The following is a 20878-nucleotide window of genomic DNA, read 5'->3' on the forward strand; positions in this document are numbered from 1 at the left end:
GCGCGGTCAGCGCCCACGCTGCGGCGGCACCAGATCGGCGAGGGCGACACCGGCACCTGCGTAGAGGTTGAACACGGCCTCGACGCCTTCCTCGGCGAGATGCTCCACCTGCTCCTGGTACTGAGCGACCGCCGCCACGTGTCCGCCGAATCCGGCAGTGCGCAGCTGTTCCAGGGCGAACACGTTGGAGTCGTGGATCGGCATTGCGAGGATGACGGTCTCGACGAATCCGCCGGCGCAGATGCGCTGCCAGAACTCGAGGTCGGTCGCGTCCCCCTCCACCACGTCGTACCCCTCCTCCTGCAGGCGGGTCGCAACCAGGTGGTCGTTGTCGACTCCGAGCACACGGTGCCCACCGATCTCCTGCAGTCGCCGATAGGTGGATCGGCCCACGCGCCCCATCCCGAGGATCACCACGTCCGACGCGCTGGTGTCGATGGGGCGGTCCTCCGGGCGTAGTCGCTGGATGTCCTGCGCGGGCAGGGCCGCCGCGATGCGGCCGGGCAGGCGTGGTCCACGCGCGTTGAGCATCGTCGATCCCACCATGGAGAGCGCGACGGCGATCGCCACGATGGTCAACCAGCGTTCGGTGAGCAGGCCACCGGTCACGCCCACGGCGGTGACGATGATGGAGAACTCGGAGAAGTTGCCCAGCACGAGCGCCATCCGCATCGCGGTCCGATTGCGGAGGCCGAAGATGCGCCCGAGCAGACCGAAACCGGCGATCGTGATCGGGACCAGGATCACGCAGAGTACGACCGCGACACCGAGCTTGCCCCAGGTGGGTTCGGCCGTCATCCCGATCATCAGGAAGAAACCGACCAGGAAGAGCTCCTTGACGCTGAACAGCGCCTTGGACAGGTCGATGGCCCGCGGGTGGCTCGCCAGCAGCAAGCCCACCACGAGGGCACCGAGATCACCCTTGATACCCACAGCGTCGAACAGGTAGTAGCCCGGCCCGAGCGCCAGCACCACGCCGAACAGGATGAGCAACTCACCGCGTCCGACGTGCTCAAGCACCTTGCGCAGCACCCACGCCGCAGGAACGAGGAGCACCAGAGCGAGGGCCCACGGGCTGGGCGGGTTGCCATTGCTGGCAGTGATGAACACGACCGCGGCCAGATCTTGGATCACCAAGATGGCGATCGCGGTCTGACCGTAGAAGGATCCGTCGTCGGAGCGTTCCTCAAGCACCTTCACGCACAACACCGTGGAGGAGAAGGAGAGCGCGAAGCCGACCAGTGCGAGGGTCTGCCACCCACCGTCGGAGGAGGCCAGCCCCAAGACGGCGAGCAGCCCGACCGTCCCGGCGCCGACCAGCACGCTCAGCACGAGGTGGATCAGTCCGGTGCCGTACGCCTCCGGACGCAGGATGGTGCGGATGTCGAACTTCAGACCGATGGTGAACAGCAAGAGCGTCACGCCCAGATCGGCCAGCTCGGGAAGCCCTTCGAAGGGTGCGACTCCGACCGCGCCGAGGACGAAGCCCGCAGTCAGGAACCCCACCAGCGGTGGGACCCGCACGGCATGAGCGGCAGTACCGAAGGCCACCGCAGCCACCAGGGTCACCACCAGGTCAGTCATGCTGTGGTCCTCACGTCGGTGGAGCAGCCTGAGTGCCGCCGGTCGGGCTGTCTGTGATGGTATCCGGCCTGACGCGCCACAACCTGTTGGCGGCGCACGCGGTCCACTCGGCGACACTCGGCACGCGGAAGGGCTCCCCTTGTGCGCAGCAATGGCGGCGCTACCATCGGTCCATGGCAAATCTGGCAGCAGGGACCCGGCGGATCGTCCGCACGGCGTTGATCCTGCTCGCCGCCTGCGTCCTGTTCGGCCTCCTGGCCATGCACACGCTCGGTCTGCACGGCCTCGGCCAGCACGCGGACACCACCACCCAGGCCGTGCCGCACCTCAGCGCGGCCGCCCACGACGAGGGCGCGCCGCAGCACCACTCCAGCGCACCGCTCGGAGCGCAGAGCCCGGCGCCCACCTGCGACGACTGCGCCGAGTCCTTGGCGGGCGCCGCACTGGGGTGTGTCCTCGCCCTCGTGCTGGTCGCACTAGCGCTGCTGCGCCCGAGAGTCCTGCATCGCTGGCTGTGCACTCTCGAACGGAGCGTCCAGAGCACCTGGAGTTCCGCCGTCGGGATCTGCCCGCGCCCACCCTCACTCAGCGTTCTCTGCATCAGTCGCACGTGACAGGGCCGCGCCGCCTCTGCGGCGCCGTCATGCCGCCTGCGGGCGGTACCCGCGCATACCCACGCGCCGGGCATCCACGTGCGGCCACACGGTCGCGCCCACGATCACACTGATGGAGAAGACTGATGAATCGCATCACCAGCACTGCCGCCCTGACCCTGACCGCGGCCCTCGCCCTGGGCGCCTGCAGCGGCCCGAACGGCGAGTCGGAGACGTCCACCACCACGAGTACGGCCAACGACGCGGACGTCATGTTCGCGCAGATGATGATCCCGCACCACGAGCAGGCCATCGAGATGTCCGAGCTGGTGCTCGAGAACGGGTCGGGTGACGCCGAGGTGACGTCCTTGGCCGAGGACATCATGGCTGCCCAGGGCCCCGAGATCGAGCAGCTGGACACCTGGCTCGAGGACTGGGGCGCCGAGCCCATGGCGGACGAGATGGCCGGGATGGACCACGGTGACGGGATGATGTCCGAGGAGGACATGGCCGCACTGGACTCGGCATCGGGTACTGAGGCCGACGAGCTGTTCCTGGAGCAGATGATCGTCCACCACGAAGGCGCGGTGCAGATGGCGCAGGGTGAGGTGGAAGACGGCGAGAACGCCGACGCGATCGCACTCGCCGAGCAGATCATCGAGGCACAGAACATCGAGATCACGCTCATGCAGGACCTGCTCGACCGATGAGCGCGGGGTGGAGCGGGGCGCAGTCAGCGACCCCGCTCCACCGTCCGCCCGACCCTTCGCACGATGAGGTGATCATGATCATCCCCCGCCGCTCGCTAGCACTCACCCTTGCCGCTGTCCTCACCCTGGCCGCGTGCTCTGGCGCCGCCGACTCGCCGGCACCGACGTCCCCCACGTCTGAGACGTCCGGTGCGTCTGCCGCACCGACGACCCAGCCGTCCGCCAGAGCGACGACCGACGTGCAGATCGACCACGTGCACGGCCTCGGCTTCTCCCCCGACGGGGCGATCCTCGTGGGCAGTCACAGCGGTGTCTACTCCATTCCCGCCGACGGCAGTGAGACCACCCTGGTGGGCGGGATCAGCTTCGATGCCATGGGCATGACTCCCGTCGGCGATCGGATCTACGCCTCAGGCCATCCTGGGACGGACGACCACGTGGCACTGACCGCCCCGAACCTCGGACTGATCCAGTTCCAGCCCGGTAGTGGATGGGAAGCGATCGCGCTCGCCGGTGAGGTCGACTTCCACGCCCTCACCGCCAGTGCCGCCGATCCGGACGTGATCGTCGGCGTATCGTCCGGGCGAGCGGTGGTCGAACTGAGCACCGATGGTGGGCAGACCTGGCAGGACATCGCCGACGGACCCGCGTTCGACGTGGTGGTCAGCCAGGACACCCCCGAGCTGATCCTCTCCACCAGTGAGAACGGGCCGATGGTGAGCACCGACCAAGGTGCCACGTTCGCCCCGGCCGAGGGCGCTCCCTTCCTCGGTCTCGTGGAACCGGACCTGTCCCGCCCGGACGGCGTGGTCGGTGTTGATGTCGACGGGGTGATCTGGTCCGGGTCGCTCACCGGGTCGGACGACTGGGAGGAGCTGGGCCGGAGCACCGGGTCCGCCGCTGCGATCGCCCGCGCCCCCGACGGCAGACTGGTGATCTCTGGCGACGGTGGATTGCAGGTGAGTAGCGACGACGGGCAGACCTGGACGGGGATCGGTGGGGCATAGGTGGTCAGATTCACCCACGGACACGCGATCTTGGGTTGGCTGAGTGTCGATTCTTCGCCCAATCACGACACTCAGCCAACCCTCGCCGTGGAAGTCATGAGCCGTGAGGTCCGGGGAACGACGAAGGCCCCGAACTGATGGGTTCGAGGCCTGCGCGAGGTGCGTCTGAATCTGTGAGTGGAGCTAGGGGGAGCCGCCTGTCCTCGCTCCGCTGCGGCAGACTCCCGAATCCACTCTGCTTCATAAGGCTTGTGGGGGCCGGCGAAAAGCGTGCCGACCCCCACAAGCCATTGGTGGAGCTAGGGGGATTCGAACCCCCGACCTCTTCCATGCCATGGAAGCGCGCTACCAACTGCGCCATAGCCCCGTGCGGGTTGCTCTCGCGAGCGGTCTCGAGTCTAAACGATGCGAGCCGCCCGTGCGAAATCGGACTCCGGCGCACCGAGGTTGTGACCGGCCAGGCGCCAGGCCTGCCCTTCGGTCGCGTTGTGCCGCAGCACCGACCAGTGGCAGTTGCCGATCCCGGAGATCACGTGCGTGGACTCCGGGTCAAGGCCCAGAAGTGCCGAGATTCCAATGCCGATGGCCGCTCCGTGGGTGGTCGCCACGAGCACGTCGTCCTCCCCCAGCACCTCGGCGGCCTCCTGGATCGCCTCAGCAACCCTGTGGCCAACATCACCCCGGGTCTCGGCGCCGACCCCCTCCGGGAATCCCCCGGCCCGCCACACCCGGAACTGCTCGGGCCACCCGGCTGCCACCTGGTCGTGCGTGAGACCTTCCCAGTCGCCGAAGCTCCGCTCCCGCAACCGTTGGTCCGTCGTCACGGTGACCCCAGTGACCTCACCGAGCGCCTGCGCTGTTGCATGGGCTCGCGAGAGGTCGGAGGCGACGATCGCCGTCGGACCGGCGGCGGCCAGCACCCGTGCAGCCGCCTCAGCCTGCGCGATCCCGGTCTCGTTCAGCGGGATGTCCACCTGCCCCTGCAACCGGCCGCCGACGTTGTAGTCGGTCTGCCCGTGCCGCCAGAGCAGCACGGTCCCTGCCGTCACAGCTGCGGACCTGCGTCGTCTGCTCCGTCCCCGGCCTCACCGCGGGCATCCTCGGGCAGCTCCACGACGGGGCAGTCCTTCCAGAGCCGCTCCAGCGCGTAGTAGAGGCGATCCTCGTCGTGCTGCACGTGCACGATCACGTCGTTGAAGTCGAGCAACACCCACCGGCCCTCGGCCACACCTTCGCGGCGCACGGCCTTCGCGCCTTCCAGCCGCATCGCTTCCTCGACGGCGTCCACGATCGCGCGCACCTGGCGCTCGGTGGAGCCGGAGGTCACCACGAAGACATCGGTGAGCACGAGCTGCTCGGACACGTCGAGGGCAATGATCTCTCGCGCCTTCAGACCGGCAGCGGCGCGTGCGGCCACCACGGCAAGTTCGCGGGAACGGTCGTCTGCGGGCACAGGTCTCCTCGAAGTCGTTCAGTCGGCGGGCAAGCGTGCACCGTCGCGTCCGACGAGTCTAAGCGCTGGGTACCCCGAGCCACGACGCCACCGCGAGCGCGGCTGCACCGTGCTCCTCCTCAAACAGGTCACCGGTCGCCATCCGCCACACCAGCAGAGCCAGGACCCCGACCGCGAGCACGAGCACGAGGATGTACAGCGCTGCCAACCAGACGGGGGTGCGCTTGTCGTCCTCCTCGTCGTCCTCGTGATCGTCGTGGTTCAGCGCACCCTCACCCTCGGGGTCCATCCTCAGGATCGGGTTCTCGCCGGTCTCGACCCCAGCCAGGCTCGGCCACCGTGGGCGCATGTCGAAGGAGTCGTCCGGCTCCTCTTCCTGGGTGCGCTCGTTGTCGTCACGGTGGTGATCTCCGACGGCGGAGGTCGCCTCCTCCGTGCCCGTCGCCTCGTTCTCGGTGTCGGTGGGATTCGCGGCGGGCGGCTCACTCTCCACGTCCGGTTCAGTCTCAGCGACCGTGTCGGGGCCCACGTCGGTCTCGAGGCCGGTCTCGGCCCCAGGGCTCGTCTCGGCCTCGGGGCTGGCCTCGGCCTCGGGGCTGGCCTCCGCCTCGGGGCTGGCCTCCGCCTCGGGGCTGGCCTCCGCCTCGGGGCTGGCCTCCGCCTCAGGGCTCGCCTCCACGCGTTGCGTGGTCGGCAGCGGGGCCCCGTCGAGCAGCACCCGATAGATGTGACCGTCCCCGGTGTCCCAGGAGGTCGCCGCATCGGTCGAATCGACGTCGCCGACTGACTCAACCATCTCAGGCTGATCAGCCGGTGACGCCGCCCGGTCCTCCGACTCATCCGGCGGCGCGGCTGCCTCACCCGGGCGATCCGCCGGGTCCTCCGGCGTCGGGGCCGGGTCCGGGGCAGACGTCGACGCGGTGTCCGGGTCGATATCGCGCACGGCGCGCTGAATACCGGTCAGCTCGCCGGTGGCGTCCACCCCACGCACGGCTCGTGCCGCGGCCGGAGGACGGATCACCGGGCGGCGCCCGGTCCCGGTCCGTTCCGACGGAGCTTCCGGCGGTGTGCCTTCCGCATCCGCTGCGGCACGCTGCTGACGCAGCGAGCGGCGAGAGACACGTCGCTTCCCCCGGGGCACCTCGGAGTCCTCGGCTTCCGCCTCCGCCGGCTCGGGCTCGGGCTCGGGCTCGGGCTCGGGCTCGGGCTCGGGCTCGGGCTCGGGCTCGGGCTCGGGCTCGGGCTCGGGCTCGGGCTCGGGCTCGGGCTCGGGCTCGGGCTCGGGCTCGGGCTCGGGCTCAGGCTCAGGCTCAGGCTCAGGCTCAGGCTCAGGCTCAGGCTCAGGCTCAGGCTCAGGCTCAGGCTCAGGCTCAGGCTCAGGCTCAGGCTCAGGCTCAGGCTCAGGCTCAGGCTCAGGCTCAGGCTCAGGCTCAGGCTCAGGCTCAGGCTCGACGATAGTCGCGTCGCCCGACTCCCCGTCGTCGACCGGAGCTGACTGATCGGTCTCCGTCCGCTCCTGCACCTGCTCCGGGGTGAGCGCGTGCTGACCCGACGTCGTCGTCGGGATCTCCCCGGTCGGTTCATAGCCGGACTCCGTGAGCCGGATCGCGCCACTGGCGAGCGCTTCCTCCAGCGCGCGCCGCTCCCGGCGCGTCATCGGCGGCTCAGCAGCGGCGGCCCGCGCCCGCTCGGCCTCCCGCCGGCGACGACGTTCGCCCAGCCCCCCGGTGGGTGTCTCGCTCACGACTGGTCCTCCGTCGGGTGCTGGTACGAGCTCGGATCCTTGTAGAGCCCGTGCTTGCCGATGTACTGCACCACGCCGTCCGGAACCAGGTACCAGACGGGCTTGTCGGCCTGCACGCGCTCACGGCAGTCCGTCGACGAGATCGCCATCGCGGGAATCTCCTGCAACGAGTACTCCCCCTTCGGAAGATCATCCGTGTCGAAATGGTGACCGGGCCGGGTGACGCCGACGAAGTGCGCGAGGTCCCACAACGCGTCAGCGTCCTTCCACTGCAGGATCTGGCCGAGCGCATCGGCGCCGGTGATGAAGAACAGCTCCGCATCGGGGTACACCGCATGCAGGTCCCGCAGGGTGTCGATCGTGAATGTCACGCCGGAGCGGTCGATATCGGCCCGGGAGACGGTGAAGCGTGGGTTGGACGCCGTCGCGATCACTGCCATCAAGTATCGGTGCTCGGCGAGCGTGACGTCCCGGTCGAGCTTGAACGGCTGCGCACCGGTAGGCACGAACACCACCTCGTCCAACCCGAACTCGTCCGCCACCTCACTGGCGGCGACGAGGTGTCCGTGGTGGATCGGGTCGAACGTGCCGCCCATGATGCCCACCCGGGTCGGCGCGGGTGTCGCGGCAATCATCCCAGGCTCCGCGTGGCGTCAGGACCCACAGGCACCTCAGCGCTGTCGGTTGCGAGTGCCCAGGCTCCGGAACGCGAGCGTGACCAGGAGCAGGAACATCAGGATGCCGAAGGTGATCATCCCGAACCCGAGGGGCTGAAGTCCTTCAGCGGCGGCCTCACCCTGCTCGGCGGCGAAGGTCAGCAGAGAGCTGCGCATCGACGTCGTCCTCCTTCATCATCAACCAACAACGCGAGTGCTCATTCTCGCACGACCCGCCCATGACGGTGAGCGGTCTGCGCAGTTCACGGACGCACGTGTCCGTCGCCCTGCACGATCCACGTGGTCGTGGTGAGCTCGGCCAGACCCATCGGTCCGCGAGCATGCAACTTCTGGGTGGAGATCCCGATCTCGGCCCCCAGACCGAGCTGGCCGCCGTCGGTGAACCGTGTCGAGGCGTTCACCAGCAGCGCCGCGGAGTCCAGCTCAGCGGTGAACCGTTGCACGGCACGCACGTCCTGAGAGCAGATCGCCTCGGTATGCCCGGAGCTCCAGGTGCGGATGTGCTCCAGCGCGGCATCCAGGTCCGGCACCACGCGCACCGCGATGTCCATGCTCAGATACTCGGTGCCCCAGTCCTCATCGGTGGCCGGCACCACATCGGCCGACGGCGGAGCACAGGCGGCCGAGGTCTCGTCCGTGTGCAACCGCACACCAGCAGAGTCGAGCGCGGTCAGCGCCGCGGGCAGGAACGTCTCTGCGGCGTCGGCGTGCACCAGCAACGTCTCCACGGCATTGCACACGCCCACCCGTTGGGTCTTCGCGTTCAGCAGGATCTGCACGGCCTGGGCGACATCGGCCGTGGAGTCCACGTAGAGATGGCAGTTGCCCACCCCGGTCTCGATCACCGGGACCAGCGACTCGGTCACCACCGTCTGGATGAGTCCGGCCCCGCCGCGTGGGATGAGCACGTCGACCAGCCCGCGGGCACGCATCAGGGCGCGGGCGCCGGCACGACCGTAGGCGTCGACGGACTGGATCGCCTCGCGCGGCAGCCCCGCCGAGACCAGGGCATCACCCAGGATCGTCACGATCGCCTCGTTGCTCGCCGCCGCAGCCGACCCGCCGCGCAGCAGCACCGCATTTCCGCTCTTCAGCGCCAGACCGGCGGCGTCCACCGTCACGTTCGGTCGCGCCTCGTAGATCATCCCGACGACGCCCATCGGCACCCGCAGCTGGCGCACCGTGAGCCCGTTGGGCAGCGTCTGGCCCCGGACCACCTCCCCGACCGGATCGGGCAGCCCGGCGAGCTCGCGGAGAGCGTCAGCGATGCCGGTGATTCGATCCGGGGTGAGGCGGAGGCGGTCCACCAACCCTGGGCTCATCCCGTTCGCGGCCTCGCGCTCGGTATCGACGGTGTTGGCGGCCAGGATGGTGGCCTGCTCTGCTTCCAGTGCGTCGGCCAGCGTATGCAGCGCAGCGTCCTTGGTGGCACTGGTGGCGTTGCGCAGCGTCCGGGCGGCACCCTTCGCAGCACGGGCAAGGTCACCGACACCAGCAGTCGCCTGCTCGTCCGTGACCTGGGTCGGGTCCTGAGTATCCACGCTCATCCCGCCAGGATACGACCCGCCGGCACTCACTCGCCGCGACCGGGACGACGGTGATACGTCGGGTGAGGTGCCCATATCGCGGGGCCTGACGCATCACCGTCGACTCAGCTGGTCGCTTCGCGCGGGAGCCTGGTGCTCTGCGCTCGACGGAGGGCTCGCGCACCGGCCAGCGAGATGATCGCGGCTGAAGACGCCCCCACGATCGTGACGGCGAAGGCCGGGGTGTACCCGCCCCAGTCGGCGAGCCGCCCGGCCGCGCTCGAGCCGATCGCGTACCCGAGGCCGGTCGCAGCGGCGAGCAACGTCATCGCGGCACCGAGCCGGCTCGGCGGACTGATCCGCTCAGCCAGGGTGAAGGTGGTGATCATCGAGGGGGCGACGGCGAGGCCGAGGACGACCAGCACCGGGACGAGCCCGCCGATGGAGGACACCAGCAGCAGCGGCAGGCTCAGTACCGCCAGAGCAACCGTGAACAGACGCAGTCGATTCTCGTACCGGAACGCCTCGGGCACCGCGACGACGGCCAGACCGGCCGTCACCGAACCGATCCCGAGCAACGCGTGCAGCAGACCAGTCAGGCCCGGCTCCCCCGCCTCGGTGGCGAGCACCGAAGCCCCCGCCTGGACCGACCCGAAGATCATCCCGATTGTGAGCTGGGCGAACACCAGCACGAACAGCACCGCCGGCAACCGCACCGCAGCGACCGAACGGTCCGGCTTCGGCACCACCGTGGCCGTGGGGTGCAGGGCGAACCACAGCCCGAACACGCCGAGCAGCACACCAGCGGTGATCAACGCCGCAGACGGGTTCAGAATCGCCGCCACCACCCCGACCAGGGCCGGCCCGAGCACGAAGCTGGCCTCGTCGGCTGCGCCCTCGTAGGAGAAGGCTGCATCGACCATCCGCTGCTCCGCCCTGCCCGAACGTCGTGCGATCGGGCGCCATCGCACCCGCGCCATCGTCCCGACCTGAGGCAGGAACGCGCCGCTGGCACCCGCGATCAGCACGAGCGGCCACCACGCTTCGCCCGAGGTGTAGCTCGCGGCAGCGAGCACGAGCCAGATCAGTCCGGCGGCGCCCACCACCGACTGCACGAGCAGCACCCGGCGCTGTCCCACCCGGTCGGTGAGCGCACCGGCCAGTGGGGAGGCCACCGCGTTCACGACGGCGGTCGCACCGGCCGCGGCACCACCGGCACCGTAGGAACCGGTCACCGCTGAGACCAGCAGCAGCGCACCGATCTGCGACATCGCCAGCGGGAGGCGGGCGAGGAAGGCGATGATCACGTAGATCGCGCCGGTGAGGGAGAACAGGTTCCGGTAGGAACTCAGCGGGGACATTCATGCTCCAGGGTGCGACGGTGTGCGCACCACCCCACCGCTGGTGCGCGCCATGCCCTGGTCGACGCCGAAGCCCGACCGCAGCAGCAATGCTACGCCCTGATCCGCAGAATCCGACGTCGGCCGGCTGTCGCCCGCCTCACACCGAGGCGCCACGACCTCCAGGTCGACGTCGGATTCTGGTCAGGCGGTGGCGTGGCTGCGCTGACGTGCCGGAGTGCGGCGAGTCGTGCGACGTGCCGGCGCCGTGTCCACCGCGGCGGTGCGCGGCTTGCGCAGTCCGCGGGCCTCCAGCTGCGGGATGACCTCCTGCACCAGTGCGACCACGTCGGTGGGCACCGAGGCGGGGATCACGGTGAACCCGTCGGCGGCTCCCCGTGTACCCAGGTGGCCCACAGGTCGGCGAGGTCGGTCGCGGTTCCGATCGAGCGCAGCGGCACCTGTCGCGGCTGGGTCTCCAGCGAGGTGAGCAGGTCCCATCGAGCCCGCGCACTCGGGGCGTCGGCGGAGATCACGGCGTGCACATCGACGAGCACCTGCACATCGTCGGGGTCGCGGCCCCACTCGGCGGCAGCCTCACGGATCGCGGTCCGGGCGGCCCGGGCCTCCTCGAAGGTGGCCACGCTGATCCGGGCGATGTCGCCGCGCGCGGCGGCGAGCTCACCGTCCACTGGGGTACGCACCGGAACCACCACCTGGGGGCGGGTCGTGGCACTGGTGCGCTCCGCCGTCGTGGGCCACGTGCCGATCACGGACTCGACCGCGCGCAGGCTACGCGTGCCGGACTCGGCGACCTCAAGCTGCCAGCCGGCACGACCGGCCGAGGCGCGGTGCACGCTGGCGACCGCTCCGCCGACGTGGTCCGGGCGGCTCCCGGTCAGCGGCACCGTCGCCACCAGGGTGGCCGAGGAGGTGTGCCGGGAGAGGCGGGAGGCGGCGACGGCGCCGTCGAGCCAGTCGTCCCGGCGACGCTGGCCGGCGGCGTGGAAGGTCTCGTCCAAGGCCAGCACGTCGACCCCGCCCTTGTCGGCGAGGGAGGCGAGCCCGGCGAGGCGACCCATGATGAAGGACTCGGCGTCGGAGTCCTCAGCGCGGCGCCATTCGCGCGGTGCGCCGGCGCCGGAGAGATCGAGGGCGATCAGGGAGGTGGGACGAGCAGCGGATGCAGCAGACATGGGAAGTGTCCTTTTCAGCGAGAGGCCGGGGGCTCGATCGCCTGATGCACGCTGGTGGTGTCACGCCACCGGCAGGTGTGCACCTGGGGACCGAGGGTGATGCCGAAGGGGCAAGAACGCCCGAGACATCGGATGGAGCTCGGCTCAGGCCGGCATGCGACAACAGCACATGACACAGGGGGTGACGCTCAGTGCGGGCCGTTCGGGCACTGTGGTCCAGTCCTGGATCATCTGCTGAGGTGTCCTTCTCTCGTTCACCGCATCTGCGGTGCTGCGCTTGCCCCGCACCAGTTGGCCGGGGCCAGGTCGTCACCCGGGGCACCCCACCGCACAGGAGGGTTGCCGGTCAGCTGGCCGGGGCCGTCTCGCTGACACTCAAGACCTTGGTCAGTACTCTACGGACGGTTTGGATGACGTGTCAACCAAATCGTGAGACGTGAGAGACGTCACAGATCACCCGGTGCCGTAGCACTGCACGGCACAGTCGAGCGCGTCGCCACCGAACGCCGTCGCGACCGCCTCGGCCGGGCTGCGCCCGCCGGCGAGCAACTCGTGCAGCCGGGAGAATCGCTCGAGCGCGGCCGTCTCGGCGATGTCGGCCGGCGCCGCCACCACAGTGCGCGCTCCCGCGTGCAGCCACGCCCGCGCCATCCCGAGCGAGCCACCGGCTGCCCCGCACGCGGAGAGGACCACCACGGGCGGCACCCGACCGAAGAGCTCGACGTCGTGTCCGAACAGGTCGCCGTCGGTCAGCTGCAAGGAGGCGAACAGTGGGTGCGCCTCCCGGTCCTGACCGTGGGCGCTCACATGCAGCAGATCCACGTCCGCAGCGAGGGCCTCGGCGTCGTGGCACCGGTCCCCTGCCGTCACCGTGTGCGTGTGCCATCGCTGGCGCACCACGTCCGCCTCCGCGCTTCCGGTGCGGGTACCGGGCCCGACGACGACTCCGACGTCGCCGATCGGGTCGTGCCGATCGCCGTTGCGCAGCCAGGCGCTCGCCGAGGTCGGCACGGTCACCGGGACGTCCGCAGTGCTCGGCAGCTGGCCCCACGGCATCCGAGCCATCACCGCCGGGGCGGTGACGACGAGCGAGGACGCCCCGCATAGCGCGGGCTCGAGGATGTGGTCGAACGCCTCGATCCGCTCCTGGAGAGCGGCCCGCACCACGGGGGTCGCGAGCTGTGCTGCCATCGTCAGGTCCGCGCTGAGACCCCCGAGGAGGCGCGCCATGTGTGCCCACTCGCCGAGGTCGAGGATCTCCTCGCGGTCGCCGAGCGTGAGGGCGATGAGGCGGCCCTCGATCTCCATCAGTGTCACGTAGCGTCCGGCTCGTTCTCCCGCCGCCCGTTCACGCACCGCCTGCACCGTGACGAGCGCACCAGTCGGAAGATCCGCTGCGGCCAACCACCGTCCGTGGCGGATCTGGGCGACCAGCTGCAACCGCGCGGCGGGATCACCGTCCGGACCGAGTTGGCGCAAGTCGGCCAGCAGGTTGCCGAGTTCCTCCGGCGGTCGGGTGGCAGGAACGCGAGCCACCAGCTCACGAGCTCGCTCGGACCAGGTGAGCAGGTCCTGAGGATCCCCGCTCAGATGTGCGGCGCGTTGGCCGAGCCTGATCACCCGCGCCCCCAACCGCCGGCTCACCGACTGCAGCTCGAGGCTGCCGATTCCGCGCTGCCACCGGTCGAGCTCGTCGATCGCAGCCGCTGCCGCACTCAGAGCCGCATCGGTGTCGCCGGCTCGCAACGCCACCTCAGCCGCGACCTCACCGGCAAGCAGGCGGACGGTCAGCGGCTCCTCACTGTCCGGGAGCCGGGGCTCTGCCCCGCGCAGGCCGGCGGCGCGCATCCGCAGCGCGGTCGCCGTGTGCCGGCGTCCGGCCCGCTCCAGCCGGTCGGCGAGAGTCTCCACGCTGTGCGGGCTCGGTGGCCTCGCGCTGCGGCACCTGCTGAGCATGACCACCGCGCGCGCCTCGTCGGCATCGACGGCGTTGCCGTGCTCACGGTTGCGACGCACCGCGCGCTCAGCGGCTCCCAGCGACTCGTCGTCGCCGAGCTGGCGAGCCAGGTGCAGGTCGACATCGGCTTGGAGCCGCCACAGCCCGCTGCCATGCAGGCGCGCCGCCACATCGCGCAGCAGCGCCACTGCTTCACCACGCAGGCCGGCCGCGTCCAGCGCCGTGGCCCGGTCGATGTCGAGGGTCGCGGTCACGGACGTGCCGAGCTCGGCGAGGTCGGGGCGCGCGCGGTCCATCCACCGGAGTGCGTCCACCAGTTCGCCGCGGAGCAGGTGCAGGTAGCCGAGGTTGTGGGCACTCTTGGCCGCCGAGACGGCGTTCGAGCCTCGGGTGCCTTCCTCGAAGTCCCGCCGAGCAGCCTCGTAGGCGGCGACGCTCAGGTGGGCCGTCCCCCGGTTCAGGAGCATGCGGCACCGCTCCTCTCCCGTCAGGACCTCCAGCGCGGTGCTGAACAGCTCGATGGCCGCGTCAGTCTCTCCGCGGACGAAGCGGATCGTGCCGAGCTGGCCCGCGAGGAGTGCGTGCGCCAGTGTGCCGCTCTCCGCGCCGTCGAGCGCTGCCACGCACCGGGCGAGCCCTTCGTCTGCACGACCCTGCTCGACTTCGACGAACGCGAGGGTTCCCTCGATCCGGCAGATGTCCTCGACGCTGGTGGCACACTCACGGGCCTGGTGCAGCAATCTCTCCGCACCAGGCAGATCGCCGGCGTTGGCCACTCGCCTGGCTTCACCATGCAGCGCGGCGGCATCGTCGCCCGCGCTGCCCGCGAGCAGCTCGGTCACCGCGTCATCGACCTCCGTCCTCGACCATTCGCCATGCCAGGTGCGCACCGCGGATCCGCTCCGCGATGTGCTTGGCGGGAGGAATTCGCGGTTCAAGCACGTGCGCCACTCTGGCGGCGAGCAGCGGTGCGGCGAACGAGGTCCCGCTCCAGACGGCAAAGCCACCACTGAAGTCGTCGAGGTCGAAGGTCTCGCTGCCGGGCCCCGTCTCCACCGTGGGCTGGCGGCCGGAGTCCAGGCGCGGACTGGTGCTCACCAGAGCCGCACCCTGGTCCCAGCAGCTGACCCACGCGCCTTGGTTGCTGAAGGCCGCGATCGTCCCGTTCGGGTTCCGCGCACCCACAGAGATCAACGGCGCCACCGAGGGGTCCGGAGAGAGGGTGAACGCGGCCGGGAAATGCGGACGAGTGGTGGCGGCGTTCCCTGCGGAGGCGACGATCGTGGTCCCCTCCGCGCGCAGGTGGTGCAGCACCCCGTAGAGCGCGGAGCTGTAGGCGGCATCCTCGGGCCGCTCGTGGGTGTAACTGAGCGACAGGTTGAGCACGTCGATGGGACCTGTCGTGCGCTGGTACGCGGTGAGCTGAGCGAGCACGGAGATGAGCTCGAGCTCGGTGACGATCCCGTCCCCATCACAGACCCGCACCGCGAGCAGGTCAGCATCCGGTGCCACCTGCCGCACCAGGCCGGCGATGAACGTCCCGTGGCCGACGGCGCGCCCGGCGAGACCGGTGATGGTCGGTCCCGGGCTCGGGTCCCGTTCCGGATCAGGTGAGCCGTGCCGGCCGATGGGATGTCCGTCGACGTGCGGCACGGTGACGACGTCGTCGAGCCACTCGTGGTCGCCGCACCCGGTGTCGAGCACCGCCACCGTGACCCTGCGAGAGGCCTCGGGGCGACGGGACGGCGGGGCGATCGGTACGCTCACCGGTTGCCGTCCGCCGAGCCCCGGCCGGGCGTACCCGGCGGCGGGATTGGTCTCGATGAAGGGGTTCGTCTCGATGAAGGGGTTCGTCTCGATGAAGGGATTGGTCTCGATGAAGGGCCCGAGACTGAGCAGATGGTCGAGGCCGAGGGCCACGGGTGCCCGCCGACGCTCCTGCACGGCCCGCAACGCGACGGCTGCATCCGGCCCGTCGACGGGGGCACCCACATTCCTGGCCAGGTGCACCCCGATCACCCCGACCGGGATCGGCTGCCCCTCCGGACCGGCGTGCTCTCGCCCCGCGTACAGAGGCTTCCAAAGCCTTCGCAGCGCCTCCAGCGCTGTTGTCGGCTCGCCCGCCCGGTACGCCTTCCGGAAGTTCTCGACGGCGCCTGTCACCCCCGCGTCGGCGCTCACCTCGTCCGAGACGAATAGGACAGGATCGCCGAGCTCAAGCCGCCACTGCCGCTCCGCGAGGACCTCGTCGAGAACGGCAAGGTCCTCCTCAGCACCCGGGACAAGTGGGCACAGCAACGAGTCGCTGAGGTAGGTCGTGCCGAACCATCCGACATCCGGATCGGGACCCGTGGCGCGCACCCGCGCCCACAGCGCCGGAGGCTTCCAGTCGGTCATCTCATACCTCGAATCCTGGAGTCAGGTACGCACCCTCGTCGGAACGTAGTCGCAGTCGCACCGGTCCGGAAGGCACCTTGTCGAACTCGAACCGGCCCGCGGCGCTCACCTGGACCGTGCGAGACCATTCCTCGTTCACCAGGGCCACCTCACGGATGCCCTCCGCCCAACCGTCCACCCGCCGCGACCCGTCGTCGTCCTGGCCGAGCCGCAGCACCAGCGTGAGGCTGTCGGAGGTGAATTCCAGCACCTGTGCCCCCTCACCGCGCACGCCGGCCAGCTCGGCCGGCCGCAGGCTCAGCAGCTCGGCGTCGAGGTCCTCAGCGGCGATCGCAGCGATCACCGAGTCGACCAACCCGGTCGGGGCGGGGTCCGCACGCTGCCACATCCCCCGCATCCACTCCCACGTGTCGGCCTCGGAGGGTCCGCGCTGCACGCCCTCAGGCATGGTGTACCCCTTCCGCGGCGAGCATGGATCGGAGTCGATCCAGACATCGTGCCCGGGTGGGACCGATGCTGCCCACGGCCATCCCCAGCTCACCGGCCAGGTTCCGGTAGTCGGGTCGGTCCAAGAACGCAGCGACCCGGAGCAGACGCTGACAGCGTTCGGAGAGCTGCCGCACGAGCCGCCACAGCACGTCGTCCATCCAGCGCGTCGTCGCCTCGTGCTCGGCCGAGGCGCCCTCACCGAACTCCGGAACCTCTTCCATCGGTTCGAGTTTGGCGCCTGCCTTGGTCACGCGCCAGGCCTCCCTGCGGGCGGTGGTGATCAGCCAGGCCCCGACGGCGTCCGGCTCGCGCACGGATTCCGGCCGGCGCACGAGCGCCAGCCAGGTGGACTGAACGACGTCCGAGGCCGTCTCGGTGTCCAGGCGTTGCGCCCGCACCACCTGCCAGAGCACCGGGGTGAGCTCACGGACCAGGTCGTCCATCGCCGTCGGGGAGCCGTCCCGCCAGCAGCGGAAGTGGCGCGCCGCCGAAGACCAGACCGTCTCCTCCGCGTTACGCGCCATGGGGTGAATGGTGTGCATACCTGGTCAAGTGTGCAACTCGTGCGTTCTGATACACCCGACCCACCACCCGATTTCGGTCAGCGCGGGCTACGCACCTGGACCAGGTCGTCGCGGTGCACCACGGCCCGGGTGTCGGCGTCCCCGAAGATCTCCGCCAGCTGTTCGGAGGTGCGCCCCATCCGCACGGGCAGGTCCTCCGCGGAGTAGCCCACCAGCCCGCGGGCCACCACAGTGCCGTCGGTACCGACCAGCTCGACCGGGTCACCCGCCTCGAAATCACCGTCAGCGCCGATCACCCCGGCCGCGAGCAACGACTTCTTCCCGATCGTGATCGCCCGCACCGCGCCATCGTCCAGGATCACGCGACCTCGGGTCCGAGCGGCGTGCGCGAGCCAGAGTCGCCTGCTCTGGATCCGCCGGCCGGTCGGGGCGAACCAGGTGCCGACATCCGCACCGGCCAGTGCAGCGGCGGCGTTCGCGGCGCTGGTGAGCACCACCGGCACACCAGACCCGGTGGCGATCGTGGCGGCTTCCACCTTGGTGACCATCCCGCCGGTGCCCACGGCGCTGCCGGGTGCGGTGATCTCCAGTCCGTCCAGATCCTCGGGACGCTCCACGCGGGCGATCCGCTGCGCACCGGGGCGGCTCGGTGGGCCATCGTAGAGCGCATCGACGTCGCTGAGCAGCAGCAAGGCGTCAGCCTGGGTCAGGTGCGCCACCAGGGCCGCGACGCGGTCGTTGTCGCCGAACCGGATCTCGTGGGTGGCCACCGTGTCGTTCTCGTTCACGATCGGCACCACGCCCAGGTCGAGCAGCCGGTTCAGGGCACGCTGAGCGTTCCGGTAGTGCCCGCGCCGGACCACGTCCTCCACCGTGAGCAGTACCTGACCCACGTGCAGGTGGTGCACGGAGAACGCCCGCGTGTAGTGCGCCATCAGCAGGCCCTGGCCCACGCTCGCGGCGGCCTGGGCGAGGGACAGATCGCGCGGACGGCCGGGCAGCCCCAGCACGGTCAACGCCGACGCGATGGCACCGGAGGAGACCAGGGTGACCTGTCCGCCGTCGGCGATCCGTGCCGCGAGCACATCGACCAGGGCCGACAGACGGGTCACGTCGAGGCGACCGGAAGAATCGGTGAGCGAGGAAGAGCCCACCTTGACCACGATGCGCTGTGCCTGTGCCGGGTCAGCGAAGGCGGCGCGGTCCGGTAACGACGCCGTCACCGGCCCTCCTCGGAGTCGTCGGACCAGTCCCCGGCGGCGGAGTCCTCCCCGTCGGCCCACAGCTCATCGCGGGCAGTCGCCTTGGCGTCCATCTTGTCGTGGAAGGCGGCACGCTTCTCGGCACGCGTGGGCCGGTGAGTCTCCTCCAGGCGCAGATCGCTCCCACGAGGACCGGCGAGCAGCTCGGCACCCACGGCCATGGTGGGCTCCCAGTCGAAGACCACCCCGTTCGGGCCGTCGCCGATCACCACCTCGTCACCCGCCTGGGCGCCGGCGCGGAAGAGCTCGTCCTCGACTCCCAGCTTGGCGAGCCGATCGGCCAGATACCCGACCGCTTCGTCGTTGGCGAAGTCGGTCTGGCGCACCCACCGCTCCGGTTTGTCGCCGCGTACCAGGTAGTAGACGTGGTCGCTCTGGCGGCGCGTGACGGTGAAGGACTTCTCGTTCACCGCACGCGGACGGAGCACCGTCCGGGTGGCCTCGGGTGCCGGCGCCTCGGCGCGGGCACGGGTCACCAGCGCGGCGAGCGCAAAGGTGAGTGGTCGTAGCCCTTCGTGGGACGCCGTCGAGATCTCCAGCACCTGCAAGCCGCGTTCCTCGAGGTCGGGGCGCACCAGCTCGGCCAGGTCCCGCGCCTCGGGCACGTCGATCTTGTTCAGCACCACCAACCGTGGCCGATCCGCCAGCGGCACCCGCCCGCCGTCGATCCCCAGATCGGCGGCGTAGGCGCCGAGCTCGGTCTCGATCACGTCCAGGTCGCTGATCGGGTCACGGCCCGGTTCGAGCGTGGCGCAGTCGAGCACATGCACGATCACCGCACAGCGTTCGATGTGGCGCAGGAACTCCAGACCAAGTCCCTTGCCCTCGCTGGCCCCGGGGATCAGGCCGGGCACGTCGGCCACGGTGAAGCGCTGCTCCCCGGCCTGGACCACACCGAGGTTGGGCACCAGGGTGGTGAACGGGTAGTCGGCGATCTTCGGCCGGGCGGCGGAGATCGCGGCGATCAGGGAAGACTTCCCGGCGCTCGGGTATCCCACCAGCGCCACATCGGCCACTGTCTTCAGCTCGAGCACCAGGTCACGTTCCTGGCCGGGCTCACCCAGCAGCGCGAAACCGGGTGCCTTGCGCTTGGGCGAGGCGAGGGCGGCGTTGCCGAGCCCACCACGGCCCCCTTCGGCGGCGACGAACCGGGTACCGGAGCCCACCATGTCGGCGAGCACCTCACCCTCACGGGTCTTCACCACGGTGCCGTCCGGTACCGCCAGCTCGAGCACCTCACCGTGCCGACCGGTGCGATTGTCGCCCATGCCCGGGGTGCCGTTCTGGGCCCGCCGGTGCGGCAGGTGGTGGTAGTCGAGCAGGGTGGTCACCTGCGGGTCGACCACGAGCACCACGTCCCCGCCGGAGCCGCCGTTGGCACCGTCCGGGCCGCCGAGCGGCTTGAACTTCTCGCGGTGGACCGAGGCGCACCCGTGGCCACCGTCACCACCGCGGGCGTGGACCACCACGCGGTCGACGAAGCTGGCCATGGTTCATCCCTCCGTGCGGGTGGACGGTGCCACCCTCATGCGAAAACGGCGGGGGCACAGCGACTCAGCCGCTGCACCCCCGCCGTCAGGAAAAGTGTGCTCAGACCTCGGCCGCGACGATGTCGACGACCTTGCGGCCACGCCGCTGGCCGAACTGCACGGCGCCCGGCTGCAGGGCGAAGAGGGTGTCATCGCCGCCGCGGCCCACGTTCAGGCCCGGGTGGAAGTGTGTACCACGCTGGCGCACGATGATCTCGCCGGCCTTGACGGCCTGTCCGCCGAAGCGCTTGACGCCGAGGCGCTGGGCATTGGAGTCGCGCCCGTTCTTGGAAGAGGAGACGCCCTTCTTTGATGCCATGGTGACCCTTTCGTTCGTATGTCCGGATCCGAGATGGCGACCTGGCTCGCCGTGCTCGGGATTACTTGATGCCGGTGACCTTGAGGCGGGTCAGCTTCTGGCGGTGCCCCATGCGCTTGCGGTACCCGGTCTTGTTCTTGTACTTGACGATGGAGATCTTCTTGCCCTTGTCGTCCCGGACGATCTCTGCGGTCACCGTCACCTTCTCGAGGCCCTTGGCGTCGGAGGTGACCTTGTCACCATCGACGAGCAGGACCGGCTCGAGCTCCACGGAGTCGCCCGAGGTCCCGGAGATCCGGTCCACGACGACGATGTCGCCGACGGACACCTTCTCCTGTCGGCCGCCGGCCTTCACGATCGCGTACACCACGTTCCTGCTCATCTCTGTCGTCAGACTGCTGGGGCACCCGTGCGCTTGCATCAACGCGGCTGCCGAGTTGCTGGTGCAACCAAAGGTCAGCGACCGGCGCCTTCGTAGGCGCGCACGGGATGGCGGTGCTTTACGCACCGACGCTCAAGATTACGCGACGCCTGCCCCGATGAGCAAACCACACGTGCGTGACCTGGACCT

The 20878-nt window shown here is 70.0% G+C and carries 21 protein-coding genes, 1 tRNA gene and 1 riboswitch; of the genes, 3 read left to right on the forward strand and 19 right to left on the reverse strand.

All coding sequences use genetic code 11. The annotated features are described in order from the left end of the window. Positions 1 to 6: 6 nt before the first annotated feature. Complete coding sequence (locus tag BLU77_RS09310) at positions 7 to 1584, reverse strand: cation:proton antiporter family protein (RefSeq protein ID WP_089772673.1); 1578 nt, start codon at positions 1582 to 1584, stop codon at positions 7 to 9. A 173-nt stretch (positions 1585 to 1757) separates the two neighbouring features. On the opposite strand from BLU77_RS09310, the gene BLU77_RS09315 reads away from it, so the two are divergent. The 3 genes from BLU77_RS09315 to BLU77_RS09325 all read left to right on the forward strand — a co-directional run bounded on the left by BLU77_RS09315 (position 1758) and on the right by BLU77_RS09325 (position 3894). Further along, on the forward strand, positions 1758 to 2198 hold the full coding sequence (locus BLU77_RS09315; RefSeq protein ID WP_139177694.1) for a DUF6153 family protein: 441 nt from the start codon (positions 1758 to 1760) through the stop codon (positions 2196 to 2198). A 125-nt stretch (positions 2199 to 2323) separates the two neighbouring features. Further along, a complete protein-coding gene (locus tag BLU77_RS09320) occupies positions 2324 to 2887 on the forward strand; it encodes a DUF305 domain-containing protein (protein WP_089772675.1) in 564 nt (187 codons plus the stop codon). A 74-nt stretch (positions 2888 to 2961) separates the two neighbouring features. Next, complete coding sequence (locus tag BLU77_RS09325; RefSeq protein ID WP_139177696.1) at positions 2962 to 3894, forward strand: beta propeller repeat protein; 933 nt, start codon at positions 2962 to 2964, stop codon at positions 3892 to 3894. A 291-nt stretch (positions 3895 to 4185) separates the two neighbouring features. Here the strand turns inward: BLU77_RS09325 and BLU77_RS09330 are convergent. From BLU77_RS09330 to rplU, 18 genes are all read right to left on the reverse strand, one after another. Beyond that, positions 4186 to 4261, reverse strand: a tRNA-Ala gene (locus BLU77_RS09330). A gap of 31 nt (positions 4262 to 4292) precedes the next feature. Further along, positions 4293 to 4943, reverse strand: a complete 651-nt coding sequence (locus BLU77_RS09335) for a histidine phosphatase family protein (protein ID WP_089772677.1) — start codon at positions 4941 to 4943, stop codon at positions 4293 to 4295. Continuing rightward, on the reverse strand, positions 4940 to 5347 hold the full coding sequence (rsfS, locus tag BLU77_RS09340) for a ribosome silencing factor (RefSeq protein ID WP_089772678.1): 408 nt from the start codon (positions 5345 to 5347) through the stop codon (positions 4940 to 4942). Before rsfS ends, BLU77_RS09335 begins: the two co-directional genes overlap by 4 nt. A gap of 58 nt (positions 5348 to 5405) precedes the next feature. Then, a complete protein-coding gene (locus tag BLU77_RS22330) occupies positions 5406 to 7091 on the reverse strand; it encodes a hypothetical protein (RefSeq protein ID WP_217632389.1) in 1686 nt (561 codons plus the stop codon). Continuing rightward, positions 7088 to 7726 (reverse strand): nicotinate-nucleotide adenylyltransferase, encoded by a 639-nt coding sequence (gene nadD / locus BLU77_RS09350; protein WP_089772679.1) that lies wholly within the window; start codon positions 7724 to 7726, stop codon positions 7088 to 7090. The genes BLU77_RS22330 and nadD overlap by 4 nt, the downstream gene beginning before the upstream one ends. 36 nt (positions 7727 to 7762) lie before the next feature. Next, positions 7763 to 7924 carry a hypothetical protein gene (locus tag BLU77_RS22020; RefSeq protein ID WP_175477007.1) on the reverse strand — a complete coding sequence of 54 codons (162 nt, stop codon included), beginning with the start codon at positions 7922 to 7924 and terminating at the stop codon, positions 7763 to 7765. Between the two features lie 86 nt (positions 7925 to 8010). Beyond that, on the reverse strand, positions 8011 to 9315 hold the full coding sequence (locus BLU77_RS09355; protein WP_089772680.1) for a glutamate-5-semialdehyde dehydrogenase: 1305 nt from the start codon (positions 9313 to 9315) through the stop codon (positions 8011 to 8013). 104 nt (positions 9316 to 9419) lie between these two features. Next, complete coding sequence (locus BLU77_RS09360; RefSeq protein ID WP_089772681.1) at positions 9420 to 10655, reverse strand: MFS transporter; 1236 nt, start codon at positions 10653 to 10655, stop codon at positions 9420 to 9422. A gap of 183 nt (positions 10656 to 10838) precedes the next feature. Then, a complete protein-coding gene (locus BLU77_RS22025; protein WP_175477008.1) occupies positions 10839 to 10994 on the reverse strand; it encodes a hypothetical protein in 156 nt (51 codons plus the stop codon). A gap of 11 nt (positions 10995 to 11005) precedes the next feature. Beyond that, positions 11006 to 11830 (reverse strand): LLM class oxidoreductase, encoded by an 825-nt coding sequence (locus BLU77_RS09370; protein ID WP_089772683.1) that lies wholly within the window; start codon positions 11828 to 11830, stop codon positions 11006 to 11008. 268 nt (positions 11831 to 12098) lie between these two features. Continuing rightward, positions 12099 to 12213: riboswitch (SAM riboswitch) on the reverse strand. A gap of 70 nt (positions 12214 to 12283) precedes the next feature. Next, on the reverse strand, positions 12284 to 14677 hold the full coding sequence (locus BLU77_RS09375; RefSeq protein ID WP_089772684.1) for a CHAT domain-containing protein: 2394 nt from the start codon (positions 14675 to 14677) through the stop codon (positions 12284 to 12286). Then, positions 14634 to 16184, reverse strand: coding sequence for a S8 family peptidase (locus BLU77_RS09380; RefSeq protein WP_089772685.1), 1551 nt, complete (start codon positions 16182 to 16184; stop codon positions 14634 to 14636). The genes BLU77_RS09375 and BLU77_RS09380 overlap by 44 nt, the downstream gene beginning before the upstream one ends. Before the next feature lies 1 nt (position 16185). After that, positions 16186 to 16632, reverse strand: a complete 447-nt coding sequence (locus BLU77_RS09385) for a hypothetical protein (protein ID WP_089772686.1) — start codon at positions 16630 to 16632, stop codon at positions 16186 to 16188. Further along, the gene (locus BLU77_RS09390; RefSeq protein ID WP_089773108.1) at positions 16625 to 17197 is read right to left on the reverse strand and encodes an RNA polymerase sigma factor; all 573 of its coding nucleotides are present in this window, start codon (positions 17195 to 17197) and stop codon (positions 16625 to 16627) included. Before BLU77_RS09390 ends, BLU77_RS09385 begins: the two co-directional genes overlap by 8 nt. Before the next feature lie 77 nt (positions 17198 to 17274). Next, positions 17275 to 18420 carry a glutamate 5-kinase gene (proB, locus tag BLU77_RS09395; protein ID WP_089772687.1) on the reverse strand — a complete coding sequence of 382 codons (1146 nt, stop codon included), beginning with the start codon at positions 18418 to 18420 and terminating at the stop codon, positions 17275 to 17277. Further along, positions 18417 to 19949 (reverse strand): GTPase ObgE, encoded by a 1533-nt coding sequence (gene obgE / locus BLU77_RS09400; protein WP_089772688.1) that lies wholly within the window; start codon positions 19947 to 19949, stop codon positions 18417 to 18419. The genes proB and obgE overlap by 4 nt, the downstream gene beginning before the upstream one ends. Before the next feature lie 100 nt (positions 19950 to 20049). Continuing rightward, a complete protein-coding gene (gene rpmA / locus BLU77_RS09405) occupies positions 20050 to 20307 on the reverse strand; it encodes a 50S ribosomal protein L27 (protein WP_089772689.1) in 258 nt (85 codons plus the stop codon). Positions 20308 to 20368: 61 nt separating this feature from the next. Beyond that, a complete protein-coding gene (rplU, locus tag BLU77_RS09410) occupies positions 20369 to 20689 on the reverse strand; it encodes a 50S ribosomal protein L21 (protein ID WP_089772690.1) in 321 nt (106 codons plus the stop codon). Positions 20690 to 20878 lie beyond the last annotated feature (189 nt).

The organism is Ruania alba, from assembly GCF_900105765.1.
Taxonomy (GTDB): domain Bacteria; phylum Actinomycetota; class Actinomycetes; order Actinomycetales; family Beutenbergiaceae; genus Ruania; species Ruania alba.